This window comes from Pseudomonas sp. MPDS (assembly GCF_013283895.1).
GTDB classification, from domain to species: domain Bacteria; phylum Pseudomonadota; class Gammaproteobacteria; order Pseudomonadales; family Pseudomonadaceae; genus Aquipseudomonas; species Aquipseudomonas rhizophila.
Genome location: NZ_CP054128.1, coordinates 4,521,316 through 4,544,952, shown reverse-complemented (window position 1 = coordinate 4,544,952; position 23,637 = coordinate 4,521,316). Strand labels below are relative to the sequence as shown.

Here is a 23,637-nt window from a genome sequence, read left to right as displayed (position 1 = left end):
CAACCGCGTATTTATCGGAGCACCTGACCATGACGACTACCCCGACCGGCGACTATCTGGAAACCCTCTACGAAGGCTACGGCCAGCGTTTTCGGATGGACAAGCTGCTGCACGAAGTGCGCACCGAGCACCAGCACCTGGTGATTTTCGAGAACCCGCGCATGGGCCGGGTGATGGCGCTGGATGGCGTGATCCAGACCACCGAAGCCGATGAATTCATCTACCACGAAATGCTGACCCATGTACCGATCCTCGCCCACGGCGCGGCCAAACGCGTGCTGATCATCGGCGGTGGCGACGGCGGCATGTTGCGTGAAGTGACCAAGCACCTGGGCGTTGAGCACATCACCATGGTGGAAATCGACGGCACGGTGGTGGACATGTGCAAGGCGTTCCTGCCCAACCACTCCAAGGGCGCCTACGACGACCCGCGGCTGAACCTGGTGATCGACGACGGCATGCGTTTCGTCTCCACCACCCAGGAGAAATTCGACGTCATCATCTCCGACTCCACCGACCCGATCGGCCCGGGTGAAGTGCTGTTTTCGGAAAACTTCTACCAGGCCTGTCATCGCTGCCTGAACGAAGGCGGCATTCTGGTGACCCAGAACGGCACACCGTTCATGCAACTGGGCGAAGTACAAACCACTGCCGGGCGTCTGCGTGGCCTGTTTGCCGACTGGCATTTCTACCAGGCCGCCGTGCCGACCTACATTGGTGGCGCCATGACTTTCGCCTGGGGCTCGACGGATACTGCCTATCGCAAGCTGACCCGCGAGACCCTGCGTGAGCGCTTCATTGGCAGCGGCATTGTTACCCGCTACTACAACCCTGAAGTTCACATCGGCGCGTTCGCCATGCCGCAGTACGTCTTGCGGGCGATCAACAAGCCAAGCAACGACTGATCAGGACTCACAAGCTGTGGCGGGGGTTATATCCCCTGACCACAGAGAGGTTCGACACAGACTCATCGGGCAATCCGGAGTTTTTTGTGTTTGCGAATAGTCATTGAACAAAATTTTCACAGGACCTTGCGGACAATCCCGGCGCCTGTTGCCGTCGGTGAATGAATGGCGATGCTCAGCCATTCATTCAACGCTCGCGCACTCGCGCAGACCCAGGGACCCGGGTGATGGTCGGCATAGGACGCGCCGTTGTTCTATTCGCCCTCAACCCCATTAGGTCCTTACACGACATGGCAATCCCGGACGCCCTGAGTCAGCAACGCACCACGCATCGCCTGCTGCAACCGACCGTCAAATCTCACCTGGCCTACACGTTGCTCTGTGCCTTGGTCATGATGGTCATGTTCAGCCTGTTGCGCGTTGCGCTACTGGTCTACAACCGCGAAATGATCCTCGACACCCCGGCCTCGACCTTCGTCGAGGCGTTCGTCAACGGTCTGCGTTTTGACCTGCGTCTGGTGGTCTATCTGTGTATTCCGCTGCTGCTGGCCTTGTTCAGCGCGCGGGCCATGGCGGCTCGTGGTTTTTTTCGTTTCTGGCTGACCGTGACCGCCAGCATCGCGCTGTTCCTCGGTCTGATGGAGATGGACTTCTACCGCGAGTTTCACCAGCGTCTCAACGGCCTGGTCTTCCAGTATGTGCAGGAAGACCCGAAAACCGTGATGAGCATGCTCTGGTATGGGTTCCCGGTGGTGCGCTACCTGTTGGCGTGGGTCGTGGGCACGCTGATCCTCACGATGGCGTTCAAGGGCGCCGACCGCGCGACTCGACCGCGCGGGCCGTTCAGTGGCGGCACCATTGGCACACGCCAGGTGGCTCCGTGGTACGGGCGTGTCGCGGTGTTCATGGTCTGCTTGGTCGTGGCCGTGGGCGCCGCCCGGGGTACCTTACGCCAGGGGCCGCCGCTGCGCTGGGGTGACGTCTACACCACCGATTCGAACTTTGCCAACCAGTTGGGCCTTAATGGCACGTTGTCACTGGTGGCCGCGGCCAAGAGCCGGATGTCCGAACACCGCGACAACATCTGGAAAGCCACCCTCGAGCAACCGCTGGCCCAGCAGACGGTGCGGGACATGCTGGTGATGCCCGACGACAAACTGGTCGATGCAGACACCGCCGCCGTACGTCGCGACTACACGCCACCGGCCGACAAGACTTTGCCGATCAAGAACGTGGTAGTGATTCTCATGGAAAGCATGGCGGGGCACTCGGTAGGTGCCTTGGGCGCGCCGGGCAATATCACGCCTTATCTGGACAAACTGTCCAAGGAAGGTCTGCTGTTTGACCGCTTCTTCTCCAATGGTACCCACACCCATCAGGGCATGTTCGCCACCATGGCCTGCTTCCCGAACCTGCCGGGCTTCGAGTATCTGATGCAGACACCTGAAGGCAGCCACAAGTTTTCGGGGCTGCCGCAACTGCTCAGTGCCCGCAACTACGACGACGTGTATGTCTACAACGGTGATTTCGCCTGGGACAACCAGTCGGGTTTCTTCAGCGGCCAAGGTATGACCACGTTCATCGGGCGCAATGATTATGTGAACCCGGTGTTCTCCGACCCCACCTGGGGCGTGTCCGACCAGGATATGTTCGACCGCAGCCTGATCGAACTCAAGGCACGGGAAAACGGCAAACCGTTCTATGCGTTGCTGCAGACCCTGTCCAACCACACGCCGTATGCGCTGCCGACACCGTTGCTGGTGGAACCGGTCACTGACCGTGGCAGCCTGAATGCGCACCTGACTGCCATGCGTTATTCCGATTGGGCTTTGGGTCAGTTCTTCGAAAAGGCCCGCAAGGAGCCTTATTTCAAGGAGACGCTGTTTGTCATCGTCGGAGACCACGGCTTTGGTAACGAGCGCCAGATTACCGAAATGGACTTGGGCCGTTTCAACGTACCGATGCTGTTGATCGGCCCGGGTATCCAGGAAAAGTTCGGCCAGCGCAACCACACCGTGGGCACGCAGGTCGATATCGTCCCGACCATCATGGGCCGGATCGGCGGGCAAGTGCGTAACCAGTGCTGGGGCCGCGATCTGTTGAACCTGCCGCCAGGCGACAGTGGATTTGGCGTGATCAAACCGTCGGGCAGTGATCAGACCACGGCGATTATCCGCGACGACAAGATTCTGGTACTGCCAAGGGAAAAGGAAATGGCGCCGAAGCTGTACCGCTACCAACTGGGTGCCCAGCCACGCGCGGATGTCATCTCCGACGCGCCGCAGGCTCTCGAAATGAAACTCAAGCTGGAGGCGTTTCTGCAAACCGCTACCAAGAGCCTGCTGGATAACACCGCCGGCGTGACACAAGGTGTTCCGGACTGAGAAGTTCCGCCCATAAAAAAGAGGCCTTAACGGGCCTCTTTTTTTGTCACTTAGTGGTTCATATCTTGCCCAGTAATAGCAGGATCAACAGCACTACCAGTACGACACCGATGATTCCGGACGGACCGTAACCCCAACTTCTAGAGTGCGGGAAGACCGGCAGGCCACCGATCAGCAGGAGGATCAGGATAATGATGAGTATTGTGCCCATTGTTGATTTCCTTATTGGTCAGTTCTGGAGTGATGCAACTTTCAACTACCAGCACGCATGCGTTAAATCCGGGCGGCTTAATAAGTACGACCGTAACGTCCTGTAAAAAATTCAAAGTCTTTTTGAGGCGTGAAAGAACCCGTCTTTGGGAGCAAAGCGGGCTCGCGCTGCAAACGACACCATCTTCCAGAACTGCGTCGCGCCGATCGTGAGCAAGCTTTGCTCCCGCAGGCGGTTCCACTGGGTTGTTCCCCTCAAAACCTATTAAGGTTTGCCCTCGCCATTCAGCACTCTGATGGAGCGTGGGTGCGGCGGGGTCCTTCGCTACACTCGGCGCATCTCTCCCGGAACAACAAGGCTGTTTCCTATGCAAAATCGCATGATGATTACCGGTGCCGGTTCTGGCCTGGGTCGCGAAATCGCGCTGCGCTGGGCCCGCGAAGGCTGGCGCCTGGCCTTGTCGGATGTCAGTGAGCCGGGCCTTCAGGAAACCCTCAGGTTGGTGCGTGACGCTGGCGGCGACGGTTTTGTCCAGCGCTGCGACGTGCGCGACTACAGCCAACTGACGGCGTTTGCCCAGGCCTGCGAAGAGAAGCTCGGTGGCATCGACATCATCGTCAACAATGCCGGTGTGGCCTCGGGTGGGTTCTTCAGTGAACTGTCCTTGGAGGATTGGGACTGGCAGATCGCAATCAACCTGATGGGCGTGGTCAAGGGTTGCAAGGCGTTCTTGCCGTTGCTGGAAAAAAGCCACGGCAAGATCATCAACATCGCCTCCATGGCCGCCCTGATGCAAGGCCCGGCCATGAGCAACTACAACGTGGCCAAGGCTGGTGTGGTGGCGCTGTCGGAAAGCCTGTTGATCGAGCTGGCACAGCAGGAAATCGGTGTGCATGTGGTGTGCCCGTCGTTTTTCCAGACCAACCTGCTGGACTCCTTCCGCGGCCCGACGCCGGCAATGAAAGCCCAGGTTGGCAAGCTGCTGGAAAGCTCGCCGATCAGCGCTGCCGAGATTGCCGATTACATCTATGAACAGGTCGCCCAGGGCCAGTTCATGATCCTGCCCCACGAGCAAGGGCGCATGGCCTGGGCCATCAAGCAGAAGAATCCGCAATTGCTGTACGACGAAATGACCGTCATGGCCGACAAGATGCGCGCCAAGGCTCGACAGAACCCGAGTTGACCTGAGTGTCCGGCGTCCTCAGGATGGCCGCATTCGGCCCTCCTGATGGACGCTCACATGCTCAACTATTTTTGGTTCTTTCTCGCCGCGCTGTTTGAAATCGCCGGCTGTTACGCGTTCTGGATGTGGCTACGCCAGGGCAAGAGCGCCTGGTGGATTGTGCCGGCCCTGTTGAGTCTTACGCTGTTCGCCCTGTTGCTGACCCGCATCGAAGCGACCTACGCCGGTCGTGCCTACGCCGCTTATGGCGGTATCTATATCATCGCCTCGATCGGCTGGCTGGCCGTGGTGGAGCGAGCGCGGCCGCTGACTTCCGACTGGGTGGGGGTGGCGCTCTGCGTGTTGGGGGCGAGTGTGATTCTGTTCGGTCCGCGGGTTTCCGCCTCTTGAATAAGTCCGCTATCCGACAGGGTTTTGCAGGACGTTTCCTTCAGTTGCCAGAGTGTTGCTTGTAGGGCGTTACTGAATTCTTGAGGGTCTCTTGAGAACCTCAGGCGGGGCGGGCATGGTCAAGGTCCAGATATTCTTAAGGACAAGAACCATGCTCGTACTTAGCCGCGCTGTGGGTGAACTGATTTCCATCGGTGATGATATTTCCGTCCGAGTGCTCTCGGTCAACGGCACCACTGTTCGTTTTGGCGTGGAAGCGCCACGGCACATCGACGTTCATCGCTCCGAGATATACGAAAAGATTCAGAAAAAAAGGGCCCTGGCCAATCGCAAGGTCTGCTCAGTCGAATAGATGCTTGGGCACGTCGTGCTTGAGCATCAACTGGCACTGTTCGCTTTCCGGGTCGAAGACGATCATCGCCTGGCCTTTGGTCAAGGCCTGCCGGACCCGCAATACGCGGGTCTCCAGCGGCGTGTCATCGCCATTGTCGGTGCCGTCGCGGGTCACGAAATCTTCGATCAGGCGAGTGAGCGTGTCGACTTCGAGTTGGTCGTAAGGGATCAGCATGGGGTACCTCGGCTAGACAATGTCGCGATGCTACGACCAAAGGGCTTTTGCGGCTAGCCTGGCTTGGGGCTTGCGGTGTCTGCTGCGGCGCTATCGCGAGCAGGCTCGCTCCCAGTGTGCCTGCGTCGGGCACGAACTTTATGCTCAACGAAGGTCTCCTTGTGGGAGCGAGCCTGCTCGCGATGGCGTCATGACGGGCACTGAGATTCTGGAACTGTGCTCAGTTATCCGACCGCTGCCCAATCAAACTATCTACCGACGGCACCCGGGTATCGCTTTCCATCTGCGCATCGTGTTCGAGCTGATGGCTGAAGCGGTCCAGCGAACCCTGGGCCGGTTGGGCGTCGCTGGCGAATACCGGTGGGCTGAGGATGTAGGCGCCCAGCAGACGGCTCAGGGCGGCCAGGCTGTCGATGTGGGTGCGTTCGTAGCCATGGGTGGCGTCGCAGCCGAAGGCCAGCAGGGCGGTGCGGATATCGTGGCCGGCGGTGACGGCGGAATGGGCATCGCTGAAGTAATAACGGAACAGGTCGCGGCGCGCCGGCAGTTCGTTTTCCCTGGCCAGCTTCAGCAAGTGCCGTGACAGGTGATAGTCGTAGGGTCCCCCGGAATCCTGCATCGCCACGCTCACTGCGTGTTCGCTCGAGTGCTGGCCCGGTGCGACCGGCGCGATGTCGATGCCGACGAACTCGCTGACATCCCAAGGCAGCGCAGCCGCCGCGCCGCTGCCGGTTTCTTCGGTAATCGTGAACAGCGGGTGGCAGTCGATCAGCAGTTCTTCGCCACTGTCGACAATCGCCTTGAGCGCCGCCAGCAGCGCCGCGACCCCGGCTTTATCGTCCAGGTGCCGAGCACTGATATGGCCACTCTCGGTGAACTCCGGCAAAGGATCGAACGCCACATAGTCGCCAATGCCCACCCCCAGTGTTTCGCAATCGGCGCGGGTGGTGCAGTAGGCGTCCAGGCGCAGTTCGATGTGATCCCAACTGATGGGCATTTCGTCCACGGCGGTGTTGAATGCATGCCCGGACGCCATCAGCGGCAGTACGCTGCCTCGGATCACCCCCGTGTCCGTAAACAGGCTGACGCGACTGCCCTCGGCAAAGCGGCTGGACCAGCAACCCACCGGAGCCAGGGTCAGGCGCCCGTTGTCCTTGATGGCACGCACCGAGGCGCCGATGGTGTCCAGGTGAGCCGACACGGCCCGATCGGGGCTGCTCTTGCGGCCTTTGAGGGTGGCGCGGATTGTGCCGCGCCGGGTCATTTCAAATTCGATACCCAGCTCTTCGAGCCGCTCGGCGACATAGCGCACGATGGTGTCGGTGAAGCCGGTGGGGCTGGGAATGGCGAGCATTTCCAGCAGGACCTTTTGCAGGTATTCGAGATCCGGTTCGGGAATTTTGCTGATCATGGAAACTCCTGATGAGTTGAGCGCATCGATGGTTTCGATGAGGAAGGGAATGTGTCTGACCTATGAAATGTTGGTGTCCTTCAAGCCGCCATCGCGAACAGGTTCGCTCCCACAAGGTTTCTGCGGCGGTGCATACCACCGGGTGGGAGCGAGCCTGCTCGCGATGAGGCCCGCCCGGGCACTACACCTCTATTGGGCCACCGCCTGACTATGGGGAAACAATAAATCCACAAAGCGTTCGGCAGTGGGTTGCGGTTCGTGGTTGGCCAGGCCGGCGCGTTCGTTGGCTTCGATGAACACGTATTCGGGCTGATCGGCCGCTGGCACTAACAGGTCGAGGCCAACCATGGGAATATCCAAGGCCCGCGCGGCGCGTATCGCAGCTTCAGTCAGGGTCGGATGGAGGATGCCCGTGACATCTTCCAGCACGCCGCCGGTATGAAGGTTCGCCGTACGCCGTACGAACAGGTGTCTGCCGGCGGGCAGCACACTGTCGTAGTCATAACCTGCCGCGCTCAATGTGCGTTGGGTCTCGGCGTCCATGGGAATCTTGCTTTCACCTCCCGTGGCCGCTTGTCGGCGGCGGCTTTGGGCTTCGATCAGCGCGCCGATGGTGTGCCGACCGTCGCCGATCACCTCCGCTGGCCGCCGGATCGCCGCTGCCACCACTTCAAAGCCAATCACCAGTACGCGCAGGTCCAGGCCTTCGTGGAAGCTTTCCAACAGCACCCGAGTGTCAAACTGGCGGGCCGTTTCAATCGCGCTCTGCACCTCTTCAATCGTGCGCAGATCCACCGCCACACCCTGGCCCTGTTCACCGTCCAGAGGCTTGACCACCACCCGTTCGTGCTCATCGAGAAAGGCCAGGTTGTCATCGGCGTTGCCTGCCAACTGTTGGGCCGGCAAGTTCAAGCCGGCGTTTTTCAGCACCTTGTGGGTCAGGCTTTTGTTCTGGCACAGGGTCATGCTGATAGCGCTGGTCAGGTCGCTGAGGGATTCACGGCACCTGATCCGGCGGCTGCCGTGGACCAGGGTAAACAATCCACCTTCGGCGTCGTCCACCTGGACTTCGATGCCCCGGCGGTGAGCCTCTTCGACAATGATGCGCGCATAAGGATTGAACTGCGCCTCGGGGCCCGGCCCCAGGAACAACGGCTGATTGATGCAGTTCTTGCGTTTGATGGCGAACGTCGAAAGATTGCGGAACCCGAGCTTGGCGTAGAGACTTTTCGCCAGGCGATTGTCGTGCAGCACCGAAAGGTCCAGGTAACTCAGGCCCCGGCTCATGAAGTGCTCGATGAGGTGGCGCACCAGGACCTCACCGACACCGGGCCGCGAACACTGCGGATCCACGGCCAGGCACCAGAGGCTGCTGCCGTTTTCCGGGTCGTTGAAGGCTTTCTGGTGGTTCAGGCCCATGACGCTGCCGATCACCGCGCCGGTGTCATCATCTTCGGCCAGCCAGTAAACCGGCCCGCCCTCATGGCGCGGCGTGAGTCGTTGCGGATCGATGGGCAACATGCCCCGGGCCTGATACAGCAGGTTGATCGCCTGCCAGTCGGCGTCGCTCTGGGCCCGGCGAATCCGGAAACCGCGAAATACCCGGGTGGCCTGGCGATAGTCGCTGAACCACAGGCGCAAGGTGTCGGATGGATCGAGAAACAGCTGCGCCGGTTCCAGCCCGAGTATTTGCTGGGGGGCGGCGACGTACAAGGCAATGTCGCGCTCACCCGATTGCTCATTGAGCAGCTCTTGGGCCAGGCTTGCCGGGTCCGGGAAGGTGTGGCCGATCAGCAATCGGCCCCAGCCGCAGTGCACCGCGATCGGGTCGGCGCCCAGTTCGCTGCCGTCCTCGGCCAGTCGCGCTTGCAGGCGTTCATAGGAGGGCGCCTGGCCCCGCAGCAGGCGTTGATTGTGGGGTTTCATCGATCAGATTCCTTGCTCGCTGAGCCACAGGTTCAGCGCCGCCAATTGCCACAGCCTTGAGCCGCGCAACGGGGTGAGCTGGCCGTTGGGGTCGGTCAGCAGTCGATCAAGCATCGCCGGGTTGAACAGGCCGCGATCCTGGCTCGGATCCAGCAGCAGTTCGCGGACCCAGGCCAAGGTGTTGCCTTCCAGATGCTTGAGACCGGGTACAGGGAAATAGCCTTTTTTGCGGTCGATGACCTCGCCGGGGATCACCCGTCGAGCGGCTTCCTTCAGGACCTGTTTGCCGCCGTCGGGCAGCTTGAATTTCGCCGGGACCCGTGCCGAGAGTTCCACCAGTCGGTAATCCAGGAATGGCGTGCGCGCTTCCAGGCCCCAGGCCATGGTCATGTTGTCGACGCGCTTGATCGGGTCGTCCACCAACATCACCGTGCTGTCCAGACGCAGGGCCTTGTCCACCGCTGCGTCGGCGCCCGGTTGGGCGAAGTGTTCCTTGACGAAATCACCGGCCGCGTCATTGGCCGTCAGCCATTTGGGCTGCACGGTAGCGGCATATTCTTCGTAGCTGCGATCAAAGAATGCGGCGCGATAGGCCGCGTATGGGTCACTGGCGCCGTCCACTTGTGGATACCAGTGGTAACCGGCGAACAGTTCATCGGCGCCCTGGCCGCTTTGCACCACTTTGCAATGCTTGGACACTTCCCGCGACAGCAGGTAGAAGGCGATGCAGTCATGACTGACCATCGGCTCGCTCATGGCGCGAAACGCCGCCGGCAGTTGCTCGATGATTTCTTTTTCGTCGATGCGTAACTGGTGGTGATGAGTGCCGTAGTGCTTGGCGATCAGGTCCGAATACTGGAACTCGTCACCGCGCTCGCCACCGGCATCCTGGAAGCCGATGGAGAATGTGGAAAGGTTTTCCACACCGACCTCCCGCAGCAGGCCCACCAGCATGCTGGAGTCCACGCCGCCGGAAAGCAGCACGCCGACATCCACGGCGGCACGCTGACGAATGGCGACCGCTTCACGGGTGCTGTCGAGCACGCGGTCGATCCAGTCTTGCAGATTCAGGTGCTGTTCGTCGGCCCGTGGTCCGTAGGGCAGGGTCCACCAGGTTTTCTGCTCGGTGGTGCCGTCGGCTTCGACCCGCATCCAGGTGGCAGGCGGCAGCTTTTCAACGCCGGCCAGCAGGGTGCGAGGCGCCGGGACCACGGCATGAAAATTCAGGTAATGGTTCAGCGCCACCGGGTCGAGCATCGGACTGATGTCGCCGCCCTTGAGCAGCGCCGGCAACGCCGAGGCAAAGCGCAGGCGCTGGCCGGTGCGCGACAGGTACAGCGGTTTGACACCGAGGCGGTCGCGGGCGATGAACAGCCGCTTGGCGTCGCGTTCCCAGATGGCGAAGGCGAACATGCCGTTGAGCTTGGGCAACAGTGCTTCGCCCCAGGCGTGGTAGCCCTTGAGCAGCACTTCGGTGTCGCCACCGGAATAGAAGGCGTAGCCCAGGCCTTCCAGCTCGGCGCGCAATTCAGGGTAGTTGTAGATCGCGCCGTTGAAGGCCAGGGACAGGCCCAGTTGATTGTCGATCATCGGCTGGGCCGAACCGTCGGACAAGTCCATGATTTTCAGGCGCCGATGGCCCAGGGCAATGGGGCCCTGACTGTGGAAACCCCACGCGTCGGGGCCGCGAGGAGCCAGGTGATGGGTGATTCGCTCTACGGCCGCAAGGTCCGCAGGTTGTTGATCGAAACGTAACTCTCCAGCTAATCCGCACATAAGTCCTTACCGGTTTTTCCGTTGGGGAGGGTCAAACACCATACGCCAAAATGGCGGGTACTTTGAAACTGACCGGTGGGATTGGTGTGAGTTTTAGATCAATGCGTTATAAGCAGCTGAAGTAGGGGCGCTCGGGCGGCTGAAAAACCACGGCAAACACCAACCTGTGGGAGCGAGCCTGCTCGCGATCGCGGTGTGCCAGTCACTTGGATGCCAGATGATCTGGCGCAATCGCGAGCAGGCTCGCTCCCACAGGTTTTTGTGGCATACCGGCAATCTGCATTAGGCCTTGCCCCGAACCAGCGCCCGCAACGCAAACCGGTTCGGATGACAGGCCTCGGCCACGCTTCGGGGCAGGGGCAAAGGTTCGTTGTCCAGCCAGGCGGCAATCAACTCGCCCGACAATGGCGCGGTGATCAGGCCCCGGGAGCCGTGGCCGCTGTTGATGTACAAGCCATCGAGCCAGGGGCATGGGCAGTCCGGCACTTGGCGGGCGTCCTTGCTCAGCGCCGAGTATGCCTGGGTGAAGGCCTGACTCTCGGCCAACGGGCCGACAATCGGCAGATAGTCCGGACTGGTGCAACGGAACGCCGCGCGGCCCTGGAGGTGTGCCGGGTCCAGGGTGCTGGCGTCCAGGCGTTCCACCAGATCAGCGGAGATTTGCTCCAGCATCTGCAGGTTGCCGGCGTGCTCGGCGGCGGTAGGGGTCAGGTCGTCGTTCTTGAAATCGAAACTGGCCCCCAGGGTGTGCTCGCCCAACCGTGCCGGAGCCACGTAGCCTTCGGCGCAGACCACCGTGCGCAGTGCCTGGCTGTGGGCGGTTTGCGACAGGCGGGTGATTTGCCCGCGAATGCGCTTGAGGGGCAAGTCGGCGGCCGCATCGAAGCGTTTGATCTCGGCGGCGCTGGCGAGGATCACTACCGGTGCGCTGGCCAGGCAACGTTCACCATCCCAGGCCTGCCATTGGCCGTCGATGCGGCGCAACTCGAGGACTTCATGGTGGGCTTGTACCTCAATTTTGGGGGCGGATGCCTGCCAGCGGCACAGCGCGGGCGGATGGACCCAACCGCCTTGCGGGTAAAACAGACCGCCACAGGACAGGCCGATACCGGACTGCGCCTCGGCCTGGGACTGATTCAGGAGGTGTAGCAAATCTTCGGCAAAGGCCTCGGACAATTGCGCCTGGCGCTCGGCTTCCTTGGCGCTGAAGGCCAGTTGCAAGACACCGCAGCCGTCCCAGTCCACACCTCGCTGCAGATGTTCGAGCAGGCGCCGGGTGTAACCGAAACCGCTGAGGATCATCTGCGACAGCGCCGTACCATGGGCCGAAAGCTTGAGATACAACACGCCCTGCGGGTTGCCGGACGCTTCTTCGGCCAACCCGGCATGCCGTTCCAGCAGCGTCACCTGCCAGCCACGGGTCGCGAGGCTGGACGCGCTGGCGCAACCGGCCAGGCCGCCACCGACCACCAGGGCTCGACGCTCGCCGCTGTGCGCCGTGGGGCGGGTGTACCAGGGTTTTACCGGGGGCGGTGCGGGTGTCAGTTGCGGCCAGCCGAGAAACACCCCGCGAAGTATTTCCCATTTATGGCCGATGCCCGGCGTACGCTTCATCTTGAAGCCTGCCGCGTTCAACAACCGTCGCACCCAGCCGGTGCTGGTGAAGGTGCTCAGGGTCGCGCCGGGGGCAGCCAAGCGCGCCAGTTCGGCAAACAGCTCGGCGGTCCACATCTCGGGATTTTTCGCCGGCGCGAAACCGTCCAGGAACCAGGCATCGATTTGCGCATCCAGCTGTGGCAATTGTTCCTGGGCGTCGCCGATCAACAACGTCAGGGTCACCCGGCCACCTGCCAGCGTCAGGCGCTGGAAGCCCTGATGGATGGCGACGTACTGCGCAAGCAATTGATCCGCCTGAAGCTTGAGTTGCGGCCACAAATCCAGTGCCCGGCGCAGGTCGGGGGGGCTCAAGGGGAACTTCTCGACACTGACAAAATGCAGCCGCGCCCTGGCCGGTGCGCACTGCTCGAACAACTGCCAGGCGCAGAGAAAATTCAGCCCGGTGCCAAACCCGGTCTCGCCGATCACCAGCCGCCCGTCGTCCGGCAGCGCGGCAAAACGCTCGGTCAGGTTGTTCTGTTCAAGGAACACATAGCGGGTTTCTTCCAGGCCCGACTGATCGGAAAAATACACATCGTCGAACACCCGCGAGCGCGGGCGACCCTGATCGTCCCAGTCGAGTTGGGCGTGGTGCTGTACGGGTGTCATGGCAGGCTCGGTCAAAACTGGGAGGCCATTCTAGCCGATCGGTATGGGCTTGCTTGACCCATCGCAATACAGCGTTCGTCTGGATGGAATCTGCTGCACCGGCCCGCGTCCAATCCGCTAGTCTTGCCCCATTCCCTGGAAGGAGCTGTCCATGTTCGAATCCGCTGAAATCGGTCACGCCGTCGATAAAGACACCTATGACGCCGAAGTGCCGGCACTGCGTGAAGCGTTGCTCGAAGCCCAGTACGAGCTACACCAGCAGAGCCGTTTTCCGGTCATCGTGCTGATCAACGGCATCGAAGGCGCCGGCAAGGGCGAAACGGTGAAATTGCTCAATGAGTGGATGGACCCGCGGCTGATCGAAGTGCGTACCTTCGATCAGCAGACCGACGAAGAGCTGGCGCGGCCACCGGCCTGGCGATATTGGCGGATGCTGCCGGCCAAGGGACGCATGGGGATTTTCTTTGGCAACTGGTACAGCCAGATGCTGCAGGGGCGCGTTCATGGCCAGATCAAGGATCCACGGCTCGACCAGGCCATCAATGGCGCTGAACGGTTGGAGAAAATGCTCTGCGATGAAGGCGCGCTGATCTTCAAGTTCTGGTTTCACCTGTCCAAGAAACAGATGAAAGCCCGGCTCAAGGGGCTCAAGGACGACCCGCTGCACAGCTGGCGCATCAGCCCGCTGGACTGGCAGCAGTCCCAGACCTACGACAAGTTCGTCAAATACGGTGAGCGGGTCCTGCGCCGCACCAGTCGAGACTACGCCCCGTGGCATGTGATCGAAGGCATGGACAGTTATTATCGAAGCCTTACGGTCGGACGGATCCTGCTTGACGGGATGCGCCAAGCCTTGCACCGCTCGAGGATCAAAGCGGAAAAGGTCAATGTGGCGCCACTGCCGCCGCTGGACGACCAGGTCACGCTGCTGGACAGCCTGGACATGACCCTGCGTCTGGACAAGGCCGATTACGAAGAACAACTGATCGCCGAGCAGGCGCGTTTTTCCGGCCTGTTGCGCGATAAACGCATGCGCCGCCATGCCCTGGTGGCGGTGTTCGAGGGCAATGATGCGGCGGGCAAGGGTGGGGCGATCCGGCGGGTCGCGGCAGCGCTCGACCCGCGCCAGTACAGCATCGTACCGATTGCCGCACCCACCGAGGAAGAGCGCGCCCATCCCTACATGTGGCGGTTCTGGCGGCATATCCCGGCGCGGGGCAAGTTCACCGTGTTCGATCGCTCCTGGTACGGCCGGGTGCTGGTGGAGCGGGTCGAAGGTTTTTGCAGCAAGGCCGACTGGCTGCGGGCCTACGGCGAGATCAACGATTTCGAGGAGCAGATTGCCGACGCCGGAGTCGTGGTCGTCAAGTTCTGGCTGGCCATCGACAAGGAGACTCAACTGGAGCGCTTCCAGGAACGCGAGGAAATTCCTTTCAAACGTTTCAAGATCACCGAGGACGACTGGCGCAACCGTGACAAATGGGATGCCTACCGGGCGGCGGTGTGCGACATGGTTGACCGCACCAGCACCGAGATTTCTCCCTGGACCCTGGTGGAGGCCAACGACAAGCGCTGGGCGCGGGTCAAGGTGTTGCGCACGCTTAATGAAGCGCTGGAGGAGGCCTTCGAGCGCTCAGCAAAGCAGGCTCGCAAGGCGAGCAAGGGCAAATAGTGGCCGATGGGAACGCATACGCGGGGTGAATGATCGTCGCGGTCGGTTATGCAGTGGATCTATGCTCAATTGACTCCTAACCGACAATAACAATTGAGGTACAGCCATGCGTGAAGTGGTGATCGTCGACAGCGTGCGGACCGGCCTGGCCAAGTCTTTTCGCGGCAAGTTCAACATGACCCGTCCGGACGACATGGCGGCCCATTGTGTCGATGCATTGTTGGCACGCAACGGGATCGATCCGGCCAGCGTCGAGGACTGTATCGTCGGCGCCGGTTCGAACGAGGGCGCCCAGGGCTATAACATCGGCCGTAACGTGGCGGTGCTTTCGCAACTGGGCATCGGCACCGCCGGCATGACCCTCAACCGCTTCTGCTCCTCGGGCCTGCAAGCCATCGCCATCGCCGCCAACCAGATCGCCTCCGGTTGCAGCGAGATCATTGTTGCCGGTGGCGTGGAATCCATCAGCCTGACAATGAAAAGCGTCAATACCGATCACCTGATCAACCCGCTGCTCAAGGAGCAAGTGCCGGGGATTTATTTCCCCATGGGCCAGACCGCCGAGATCGTCGCCCGCCGTTATCAGGTCAGCCGTGAAGAACAGGACCGCTACGCCTTACAGAGCCAGCAGCGCACTGCCCAGGCCCAGGCGGCCGGGCTGTTCGACGACGAGATCGTGCCGATGGCGGTCAAGTACAAGGTCGAGGACAAGAACACCGGTGCGGTGCAGATTCTCGACGGCGTGGTTGATCGCGACGATTGCAACCGCCCCGACACCACCTATGAAAGTCTGGCGGGCTTGAAGCCGGTGTTCGCCGAAGACGGCTCGGTGACAGCAGGCAACTCGTCACAGTTGTCCGACGGGGCTTCGATGACCCTGGTGATGAGTCTGGAAAAAGCCCTGGCCCTGGGGCTCACGCCCAAGGCGTTTTTCCGTGGCTTTACCGTGGCCGGTTGCGCGCCGGACGAAATGGGCATCGGTCCGGTGTTTTCGGTGCCCAAACTGCTCAAGTCCAAGGACTTGCATATCGATGATATCGACTTGTGGGAACTCAACGAAGCCTTCGCATCCCAGTGTCTCTACAGTCGTAACCGGCTGGAAATCGATAACGAGAAGTACAACGTCAACGGCGGTTCGATTTCCATTGGCCACCCGTTCGGCATGACCGGTTCGCGCCAGGTCGGCCATCTGGTGCGCGAACTGCAACGGCGCAGCCTGCGCTACGGCATCGTGACCATGTGCGTGGGCGGCGGGATGGGGGCGACGGGGTTGTTTGAGGCGGTGAGATAACCGGGCGCTGACAGTTAGCGAGATGATTACTTGTGGCGAGGGGATTTATCCCCGCTGGGTTGCGCAGCAACCCTAAAATCTACAACCGAGGTATATCAGGCTGACAGAGTGGTTTGCTTTGGGGCTGCTTTGCAGCCCAGCGGGGATAAATCCCCTCGCCACAAGGGGGGCTGCGTCAGCTGCGCTAGCTGGCAACCTGGGTCAGTTGCTGCATCCGCGCGATATACGCTTTTATCTCCCGTTCTGCCGCCTCACGGCTGGCGAACGGGCCTTCCTGCGTGCCTTCTCGGGTATTGAAATAAAACTCGCCGTTTACCCGGCAGATCCGGTCGCTGCGAAAAATCGTCGTAGGGGCGGGATCCTGGGCGCGTTTGCCAAACATGGCGGTCTCCAAAGGCAGCGGGGCAATGTCATTTGAGCTTATGCGCAGTCCTTGATTTGCGCCTGGCCAGGCGATCGACGGCAACGACCCGTACAGTCCCATGGACGTCCACGGCCTAACTGTCCCTGTGTCCTGGAGCGATCCGCGCCTAGAATGGGGGCTCTTTGTCTTGAGCTGCGAGGGTTGCATGCACATATCGTCCGGTCGCTGGGTCTACGGCCTGTTCCTTGCCCTGCTGACCGCCCTGCTGTGGGGCATCCTGCCGATCAAGCTCAAGCAAGTGCTGCAGGTGATGGATCCGGTCACCGTGACCTGGTTTCGCTTGCTGGTGTCCGGTGGCTTGCTGTTCATCTACCTGACGGCCACTGGCCGTTTGCCCAGTCGCAAGGTGTTGGGCCCCCGGGGCGGCTGGCTGGTGGCGATGGCGGTGTTGGGGCTGGTCGGCAACTACGTGCTGTACCTGATGGGCCTCAATCGCTTGAGCCCCGGCACCGCGCAACTGGTGGTGCAGATGGGGCCGATCATGTTGCTGGTGGCCAGCCTGTTTGTGTTCAAGGAGCGTTTCAGCGTGGGACAGGGCATCGGCCTGCTGGTGTTGTTGATCGGCTTCACGCTGTTTTTCAACCAGCGCCTTGGCGAGCTGCTGACGTCCCTGAGCGACTACACTGCCGGGGTCTTGATGGTGTTGCTGGCGTCGACGGTCTGGACCTTCTATGCCCTGGGCCAGAAGCAACTGCTGACGGTGTGGAATTCGTTGCAGGTGATGATGGTGATCTACCTGTTCTGCGCACTGCTGCTCACGCCCTGGGTGCATCCGCTGGAGGCGCTGCAACTGAGTCCGCTGCAAGGCTGGCTACTGCTTGCTTGCTGCCTCAATACCCTGATTGCCTACGGCGCCTTTGCCGAGGCCCTGGCTCACTGGGAGGCGTCGCGGGTCAGCGCGACCCTGGCGATCACGCCGTTGGTGACCTTCGCTGCGGTGGCGTTGGCAGCCTGGTGGTGGCCTGACTACGTGCATGCCGAGCAGATCAATCTGTTGGGGTATGGCGGGGCGGTGCTGGTGGTGTTGGGATCGGCATTGGTTGCCCTGGGGCCGTCGCTGATTGCCGGGCTCAGGGCCCGGCGTGAGCGACTGGCTGTCGGGCGATAGACCGCGACTGCAAGAAGAACCGCTTTTTTGTGGGAGCGAGCCTGCTCGCGATAGCGGTCTGGTCGTCGATAATGATGTCGAGCCGACCGGCCTCATCGCGAGCAGGCTCGCTCCCACAGGTGGGTTGTGTTGAGCGCACGCTTTGCGTCCAACCAAGCACACATCTCAGCCCTGGCTTCCGGCCTCCAGCATATTCTCCGGCCGCACCCAGGCATCGAACTCTTCGTCGGTCAGATACCCCAACTGCAAGGCCGCTTCGCGCAGGGTCAGCCCTTCGCCGTAGGCTTTCTTGGCGATTTCGGCGGATTTGTCATAGCCGATGTGTGTGTTCAGGGCGGTGACCAGCATCAAGCCACGTTCCAGATGCGCCGCCATCTGCTCGGCATCCGGTTCGAGCCCGGCGATGCAGTGCTGCTGGAAATTGCTGCAGCCATCGGCCAGCAGACGGATCGACTGCAACAGGTTGTGAATGATCACCGGCTTGAACACGTTCAATTGCAAATGACCCTGGCTGGCGGCGAAACCGATGGTCACGTCGTTGCCCATGACCTGGCAGGCCAGCATCGACAAGGCCTCACACTGGGTGGGGTTGACCTTGCCGGGCATGATGGAGCTGCCCGGTTCATTGGCTGGCAACTTCACTTCGGCGAACCCGGCCCGTGGCCCGGAACCCAGCAGGCGCAGGTCATTGGCAATCTTCATCAGGGTCACGGCCAGGGTTTTCAGCGCGCCGGACAACGTGGTCAGGGGCTCATGGCCGGCCAACGCCGCGAACTTGTTTGGCGCGGTGACGAAGGGCAGGCCGGACAGCGCCGCCAGTTCAGCGGCGATCGCCTCGCCGAAGCCGTGGGGCGAGTTGAGCCCGGTGCCCACTGCCGTGCCGCCCTGGGCAAGTTCGCAAACCGCCGGCAGTGCCGCACGGATCGCCCGTTCGGCGTAATCGAGTTGAGCGATGAAGGCTGACAACTCTTGGCCGAAGGTGATCGGCGTGGCATCCATCATGTGGGTGCGGCCGGTCTTGACCAGTTTCATGTGGCGCGCCGCCAATTCCGCCAGTGCGCCGGACAACTCGGCGATCGCCGGCAGCAATTGCTGATGGACCGCCTGGATGGCGGCGATGTGCATGGCGGTGGGGAAGCAGTCGTTGGAGCTCTGGGAGCGGTTGACGTGATCGTTCGGGTGCACCGGGCTCTTGCCGCCGCGGGGATTGCCCGCCAGCTCGTTGGCGCGCCCGGCGATCACTTCGTTGACGTTCATGTTGCTTTGGGTTCCGCTGCCGGTCTGCCAGACCACCAGGGGGAATTGGTCGTCATGCTGGCCGGCCAGGACTTCGTCGGCGGCCTGTTCGATCAGGCGCGCGATGTCGGCAGGCAAGTCGCCATTGCGGTCATTGACCCGCGCGGCGGCTTTCTTGATCAGCGCCAGGGCGTGCAGCACCGACAGCGGCATGCGTTCGTTGCCAATGGCAAAGTTGATCAGGGAGCGCTGCGTCTGGGCGCCCCAGTAGGCTTCATCCGGGACTTCAACCTGGCCAAGGCTGTCGGTTTCGATACGGCTCATCGGGTCAAACTCCTGTAGGTCTGAATGCGCAGTTTAGGCCCTGAAGGGCGACACGGGTTCCCTCAATCATTTTTCGATCGTTTCGGCCCGTCAATCGGACGCGCAGAGCAATGGGGTTGAGGGCCGGCGTTTATTAGGCGCAGAATGATCGCCCTTGGGGTTTTACCTCGCCTGTAGAAAAGGAAACTCGATGACCCGTCTTCGTGCCATCTGTACCGCAGTTGCTCTGGTGTGTGCCAGCAGTCCTGTTTTTGCCGATACCGCCAGCCACAACGCCAGTGCCGAAGAGTTCCTGACCCTGGCGCACGCCGACAAACTGGGTACCCCGGTGTACATGCAAGTGCAGCAGATGTTTGCCCAGCGCTTTGAACAGACCAAGGCTCCCGAGTCGAAAAAAGCCACCCTCGAAACCTACCAGGCCAAGGCCAACGCCGCGCTGGATCAGGCCATCGGCTGGAAGAAGCTCAAGCCGGACATGGTCAAGCTTTACACCTCCAACTTCAGCGAGCCGGAACTCAAGGAACTGGTGTCCTTCTACCGTTCGCCCCTGGGTAAGAAAGTCCTGGAAAAAATGCCCCAGCTGACCCAGCAATCGGCCCAGTTGACCCAGGCCAAGCTGGAAAGCGCGGTGCCGGTGGTCAACAAGCTGCTGGCGGACATGACCGCCGAGCTTGAGCCCAAAGCCGCCCCTGCCAAGAAAAAGCCGTAAGCGGAGCCCGGTATGAGCATGCAACAACGCATCGAATCGACGCTCGGGCTGTTGCAGCCCGAACACCTGCAAGTGCTGGATGAAAGCCACATGCACAGCCGTGGGTTACAGACCCACTTCAAGGCCGTGGTGGTCAGCCACCAGTTCGAGGGGCTCAATCGCGTCAAGCGTCATCAGAAGGTCTACGGCACGCTGGGCGAGCTGATGGGTGAGTTCCATGCGTTGGCGCTGCACACCTATACCCCCGAGGAATGGGCGCAGATCGATACAGCTCCGGCTTCGCCGACTTGTGCCGGTGGCAGCAAGCACTGATCTGCAGAGAATGACTGCTGTTGTAGCTGTTGTCGCTGCACTCCTGCAACCCCTCTGTTTTTTGTTAGAATCCGCAACGCGCCTCACGGGGCGCGTTTTTTTTCGCATCCGGTTCACCCTTTGCGAGGGTAGCCACCTGGAGAAATACCCATGACACCATCCATTGTCGTGGCGGCACTGTATAAGTTCGTCACCCTTGAAGATTACGTCGAGCTGCGTGAGCCATTGCTCAAGGCCATGCTCGACAACGGCATCAAAGGCACGCTGCTGATCGCCGAAGAAGGCATCAACGGCACCGTTTCCGGCACTCGCGAAGGCATCGACGGATTGCTGGCCTGGCTCAAGAACGACCCGCGCATGATCGACATCGACCACAAGGAGTCGTACTGCGATGAGCAGCCGTTCTATCGCACCAAGGTCAAGCTCAAGAAGGAAATCGTCACCCTCGGCGTCGAAGGCGTGGATCCCAACAAACAGGTTGGCACTTATGTCGAACCGCAGGACTGGAACGCACTGATCAGCGATCCGGAAGTCTTGCTGATCGACACGCGCAACGACTACGAAGTGTCCATCGGCACCTTTGAAGGCGCGATCGACCCCAAGACCACCAGCTTTCGCGAGTTCCCCGAGTACATCAAAGCCAACTTCGACCCGGCCAGGCACAAGAAAGTCGCGATGTTCTGCACCGGTGGCATTCGCTGCGAAAAAGCTTCCAGCTACATGCTCGGCCAGGGTTTCGACGAGGTCTATCACCTCAAGGGCGGCATCCTGAAGTACCTTGAAGAGGTGCCTCAGGAAGAAACCAAATGGCGCGGCGACTGCTTCGTGTTCGATAACCGCGTGACCGTTCGCCATGACCTTAGCGAAGGCGACTACGATCAGTGTCATGCCTGTCGTACACCGGTGAGCGTAGAGGACCGTGCTTCGGAGCACTACGTGCCAGGCATCAGTTGCCCGCATTGCTGGGACAAGCTGAGCGAGAAGACCCGGCGCAGCGCCATCGACCGGCAAAAGCAGATCGAACTGGCCAAGGCCCGCAACATGCCGCATCCGATCGGCTACAACTATAAGCAATCACCTTCCGAGGCTTGAACCATGGCGCCACGCCTGCTCTATGTGATGGACCCGATGTGTTCCTGGTGCTGGGGTTTTGCGCCGGTTGCCGAGGCACTGGTCGAGCAGGCGCAGGCCGCCGGGGTAGAACTGCACCTGGTGGTGGGCGGTTTGCGCACCGGCAGCGGTTCGGCCCTGGAGCCGACCACCCGACGCTACATCCTCGAGCATTGGCAGGCCGTCACCCAGGCCACCGGCCAGACGTTCAAGCTTGAAGGGGCGCTGCCGGACGGTTTTGTCTATGACACCGAACCGGCCTGCCGGGCACTGGTGACGGCCCGTGGCCTGGCGCCGGACCTGGCCTGGAAACTGTTGAAGCTGATCCAGCAGGCGTTTTATGTCGAGGGTCGTGATGTGACCCACGCCAGCGTCCTGGTGGAACTGGCCGAACAGGCTGGACTGCCACGCATCGAGTTCGCCGCAGCCTTTGACCGCGCCGAGCAACATGCGGCCACTGCCGCGGATTTCACGTGGGTGCAGGATCTTGGCATCGCGGGTTTTCCTACGCTGCTGGCCGAGCGTGACGGTCAATTGGCCTTGCTTACCAACGGCTACCAGCCCCTGAGCCAGTTGTCTCCACTGTTGGGCCGCTGGCTGGAGCGCGCGGCCTGTGCCTGACCGGGCGGATGACGCATCCCCTGGGCAGCGCGTCGACCGCTTGAGCTGGGCAGAAATCCGCCGTCTGGCCCTTAAACACAAGAAAGCCCTGTGGATCGCCAACGGCGTGGCCGTGCTGGCGACGCTGTGCAGCGTACCGATCCCGCTGCTGCTGCCGCTTTTAGTGGACGAAGTGCTGCTGGGCCAGGGCGACGCGGCATTGAAGGTCATGAACCATGCGTTGCCCAGCGGCTGGCAAAGCGCGGCCGGTTATATTGGCCTGATGCTGGTGGTGACCCTGGTCCTGCGATGCGGCGCTTTGCTGTTCAACGTGCTGCAGGCGCGATTGTTCGCCAGGCTGGCCAAGGACATCGTCTATCGCATTCGCGTCCGATTGATCGAACGGCTCAAACGTATTTCCCTGGGCGAGTACGAAAGCCTGGGCAGCGGTACCGTGACCACACACCTGGTCACCGACCTGGACACCCTGGACAAATTCGTCGGCGAAACCCTCAGTCGTTTCCTGGTGGCGATGCTGACACTGGTGGGCACTGCCGGCATTCTGGTGTGGATGCACTGGCAACTGGCGCTGCTGATCCTGTTGTTCAACCCGTTAGTGATCTACGCCACGGTCCAGTTGGGCAAACGGGTCAAGCACCTCAAGAAGCTGGAGAATGACAGCACCTCGCGCTTCACCCAGGCCCTGACCGAAACCCTGGATGCCATCCAGGAGGTGCGTGCCGGTAACCGCCAGGGTTATTTCCTGGGTCGATTGGGGACACGGGCCAGGGAGGTCCGTGATTACGCAGTGAGTTCACAGTGGAAAACCGATGCCTCGAACCGCGCCAGCGGTTTGCTGTTTCAGTTTGGTATCGATATTTTCCGCGCAGCGGCGATGCTCACCGTACTGTTCTCCGACCTCTCCATCGGCCAGATGCTGGCGGTGTTCAGCTACCTGTGGTTCATGATCGGACCGGTGGAGCAACTGCTCAATCTGCAGTACGCGTTTTATGCCGCCGGGGGCGCATTGTCGCGGATCAACGAGTTGTTGGCCCGTGCCGACGAACCGCAATACACCGGCAGTGTTAACCCGTTCCAGGGGCGTGCCACCGTGGGTATCGAAGTTCAGGGGCTGAGTTTCGGCTACGGCGACGAACTGGTGCTGAACCAGATGAACCTGTCGATTGCCCCCGGTGAGAAAGTCGCGATTGTCGGGGCCAGCGGGGGTGGCAAAAGTACCTTGGTCCAGTTGCTGTTGGGGCTGTACACGCCGCTGGCCGGGACTATCCGTTTCGGCGGTTCGACTCAGCAGGAAATCGGCCTGGAAACCGTGCGCGACAATGTTGCCGTGGTCCTGCAGCATCCCGCGCTGTTCAACGACACGGTACGGGCCAACCTGACCATGGGCCGCGAGCGCACGGACGAGGCCTGCTGGCAGGCACTGGAAATCGCCCAACTGCACCAGACGATCATAAGTTTGCCCAACGGTCTGGACAGCATCGTCGGCCGTTCCGGCGTGCGTCTGTCCGGCGGGCAACGCCAGCGCCTGGCCATTGCCCGGATGGTGCTGGCCGAGCCCAAGGTGGTGATCCTCGACGAGGCGACGTCGGCGCTGGACGCCGCCACCGAGTACAACCTGCACCAGGCGCTGGCGCGGTTCTTGAGCAACCGGACCACCTTGATCATCGCGCACCGGTTGTCGGCCGTGAAGCAGGCCGACCGCGTGCTGGTGTTCGACGGCGGACAAATCGCCGAGGATGGCGACCATCAGCAACTGATTGCTGACGGTGGTTTATACGCCAAGCTCTACGGGCATCTGCAGCAGCATTGAT

21 protein-coding genes are annotated in these 23,637 nt (G+C 61.2%); 13 read left to right on the top strand and 8 right to left on the bottom strand.

Annotation, left to right across the window (positions count from 1 at the left end):
- The first annotated feature begins 29 nt into the window (after positions 1 to 29).
- Together speE and HQ912_RS19910 are read left to right on the top strand one after the other, a co-directional pair.
- Positions 30 to 905, top strand: a complete 876-nt coding sequence (speE, locus tag HQ912_RS19915; RefSeq protein ID WP_047226280.1) for a polyamine aminopropyltransferase — start codon at positions 30 to 32, stop codon at positions 903 to 905.
- A gap of 290 nt (positions 906 to 1,195) precedes the next feature.
- Complete coding sequence (locus HQ912_RS19910) at positions 1,196 to 3,289, top strand: LTA synthase family protein (RefSeq protein WP_173407207.1); 2,094 nt, start codon at positions 1,196 to 1,198, stop codon at positions 3,287 to 3,289.
- Between the two features lie 58 nt (positions 3,290 to 3,347).
- Here HQ912_RS19910 and HQ912_RS19905 read toward each other — a convergent pair whose 3' ends face one another.
- Positions 3,348 to 3,500 carry a DUF3309 family protein gene (locus HQ912_RS19905; RefSeq protein ID WP_018606531.1) on the bottom strand — a complete coding sequence of 51 codons (153 nt, stop codon included), beginning with the start codon at positions 3,498 to 3,500 and terminating at the stop codon, positions 3,348 to 3,350.
- A 367-nt stretch (positions 3,501 to 3,867) separates the two neighbouring features.
- On the opposite strand from HQ912_RS19905, the gene HQ912_RS19900 reads away from it, so the two are divergent.
- From HQ912_RS19900 to csrA, 3 genes are all read left to right on the top strand, one after another.
- Positions 3,868 to 4,683 carry an SDR family oxidoreductase gene (locus tag HQ912_RS19900; protein WP_047226282.1) on the top strand — a complete coding sequence of 272 codons (816 nt, stop codon included), beginning with the start codon at positions 3,868 to 3,870 and terminating at the stop codon, positions 4,681 to 4,683.
- Positions 4,684 to 4,740: 57 nt separating this feature from the next.
- Entirely contained in the window at positions 4,741 to 5,073 is a 333-nt protein-coding gene (locus tag HQ912_RS19895) for a YnfA family protein (protein ID WP_076385806.1), read from the top strand.
- 151 nt (positions 5,074 to 5,224) lie between these two features.
- Positions 5,225 to 5,425, top strand: coding sequence for a carbon storage regulator CsrA (csrA, locus tag HQ912_RS19890; RefSeq protein WP_076385804.1), 201 nt, complete (start codon positions 5,225 to 5,227; stop codon positions 5,423 to 5,425).
- Here csrA and HQ912_RS19885 read toward each other — a convergent pair.
- The 5 genes from HQ912_RS19885 to mnmC all read right to left on the bottom strand — a co-directional run bounded on the left by HQ912_RS19885 (position 5,414) and on the right by mnmC (position 13,019).
- A complete protein-coding gene (locus HQ912_RS19885; protein WP_047226285.1) occupies positions 5,414 to 5,641 on the bottom strand; it encodes a YheU family protein in 228 nt (75 codons plus the stop codon). The genes csrA and HQ912_RS19885 overlap by 12 nt on opposite strands.
- 220 nt (positions 5,642 to 5,861) lie before the next feature.
- Positions 5,862 to 7,052, bottom strand: coding sequence for an osmoprotectant NAGGN system M42 family peptidase (locus HQ912_RS19880; RefSeq protein WP_047226286.1), 1,191 nt, complete (start codon positions 7,050 to 7,052; stop codon positions 5,862 to 5,864).
- 189 nt (positions 7,053 to 7,241) lie between these two features.
- Positions 7,242 to 8,978, bottom strand: a complete 1,737-nt coding sequence (ngg, locus tag HQ912_RS19875; RefSeq protein ID WP_173407206.1) for an N-acetylglutaminylglutamine synthetase — start codon at positions 8,976 to 8,978, stop codon at positions 7,242 to 7,244.
- A gap of 3 nt (positions 8,979 to 8,981) precedes the next feature.
- Positions 8,982 to 10,754, bottom strand: a complete 1,773-nt coding sequence (locus tag HQ912_RS19870) for an N-acetylglutaminylglutamine amidotransferase (RefSeq protein ID WP_173407205.1) — start codon at positions 10,752 to 10,754, stop codon at positions 8,982 to 8,984.
- Between the two features lie 282 nt (positions 10,755 to 11,036).
- Entirely contained in the window at positions 11,037 to 13,019 is a 1,983-nt protein-coding gene (mnmC, locus tag HQ912_RS19865) for a bifunctional tRNA (5-methylaminomethyl-2-thiouridine)(34)-methyltransferase MnmD/FAD-dependent 5-carboxymethylaminomethyl-2-thiouridine(34) oxidoreductase MnmC (RefSeq protein WP_173407204.1), read from the bottom strand.
- 151 nt (positions 13,020 to 13,170) lie between these two features.
- Between mnmC and pap the strand changes: the two genes are divergently transcribed.
- A complete protein-coding gene (pap, locus tag HQ912_RS19860; protein ID WP_047226290.1) occupies positions 13,171 to 14,691 on the top strand; it encodes a polyphosphate:AMP phosphotransferase in 1,521 nt (506 codons plus the stop codon).
- 106 nt (positions 14,692 to 14,797) lie between these two features.
- Positions 14,798 to 15,982, top strand: coding sequence for a thiolase family protein (locus HQ912_RS19855; protein ID WP_107322139.1), 1,185 nt, complete (start codon positions 14,798 to 14,800; stop codon positions 15,980 to 15,982).
- A gap of 184 nt (positions 15,983 to 16,166) precedes the next feature.
- Here the strand turns inward: HQ912_RS19855 and HQ912_RS19850 are convergent, their stop codons facing one another.
- Complete coding sequence (locus HQ912_RS19850) at positions 16,167 to 16,364, bottom strand: DUF6316 family protein (RefSeq protein WP_047226415.1); 198 nt, start codon at positions 16,362 to 16,364, stop codon at positions 16,167 to 16,169.
- Between the two features lie 187 nt (positions 16,365 to 16,551).
- Here HQ912_RS19850 and HQ912_RS19845 point away from each other — a divergent pair, with 187 nt between their 5' ends.
- Positions 16,552 to 17,514: a DMT family transporter gene (locus HQ912_RS19845; RefSeq protein WP_047226292.1), complete on the top strand. Its 963-nt coding sequence runs from the start codon at positions 16,552 to 16,554 to the stop codon at positions 17,512 to 17,514.
- A 165-nt stretch (positions 17,515 to 17,679) separates the two neighbouring features.
- On the opposite strand, the gene HQ912_RS19840 is transcribed toward HQ912_RS19845, so the two are convergent.
- Positions 17,680 to 19,074: a class II fumarate hydratase gene (locus HQ912_RS19840; protein ID WP_076385794.1), complete on the bottom strand. Its 1,395-nt coding sequence runs from the start codon at positions 19,072 to 19,074 to the stop codon at positions 17,680 to 17,682.
- A gap of 190 nt (positions 19,075 to 19,264) precedes the next feature.
- Between HQ912_RS19840 and HQ912_RS19835 the strand changes: the two genes are divergently transcribed.
- From HQ912_RS19835 to HQ912_RS19815, 5 genes are all read left to right on the top strand, one after another.
- Positions 19,265 to 19,783, top strand: a complete 519-nt coding sequence (locus HQ912_RS19835; RefSeq protein ID WP_047226294.1) for a DUF2059 domain-containing protein — start codon at positions 19,265 to 19,267, stop codon at positions 19,781 to 19,783.
- 12 nt (positions 19,784 to 19,795) lie between these two features.
- Positions 19,796 to 20,095 carry a BolA family protein gene (locus tag HQ912_RS19830; protein ID WP_047226295.1) on the top strand — a complete coding sequence of 100 codons (300 nt, stop codon included), beginning with the start codon at positions 19,796 to 19,798 and terminating at the stop codon, positions 20,093 to 20,095.
- Between the two features lie 150 nt (positions 20,096 to 20,245).
- On the top strand, positions 20,246 to 21,187 hold the full coding sequence (locus tag HQ912_RS19825) for a rhodanese-related sulfurtransferase (protein WP_092397619.1): 942 nt from the start codon (positions 20,246 to 20,248) through the stop codon (positions 21,185 to 21,187).
- A gap of 36 nt (positions 21,188 to 21,223) precedes the next feature.
- On the top strand, positions 21,224 to 21,826 hold the full coding sequence (locus HQ912_RS19820; RefSeq protein WP_171061403.1) for a DsbA family protein: 603 nt from the start codon (positions 21,224 to 21,226) through the stop codon (positions 21,824 to 21,826).
- Positions 21,819 to 23,636 carry an ABC transporter ATP-binding protein gene (locus HQ912_RS19815; protein ID WP_047226298.1) on the top strand — a complete coding sequence of 606 codons (1,818 nt, stop codon included), beginning with the start codon at positions 21,819 to 21,821 and terminating at the stop codon, positions 23,634 to 23,636. Before HQ912_RS19820 ends, HQ912_RS19815 begins: the two co-directional genes overlap by 8 nt.
- Position 23,637: the final 1 nt, after the last annotated feature.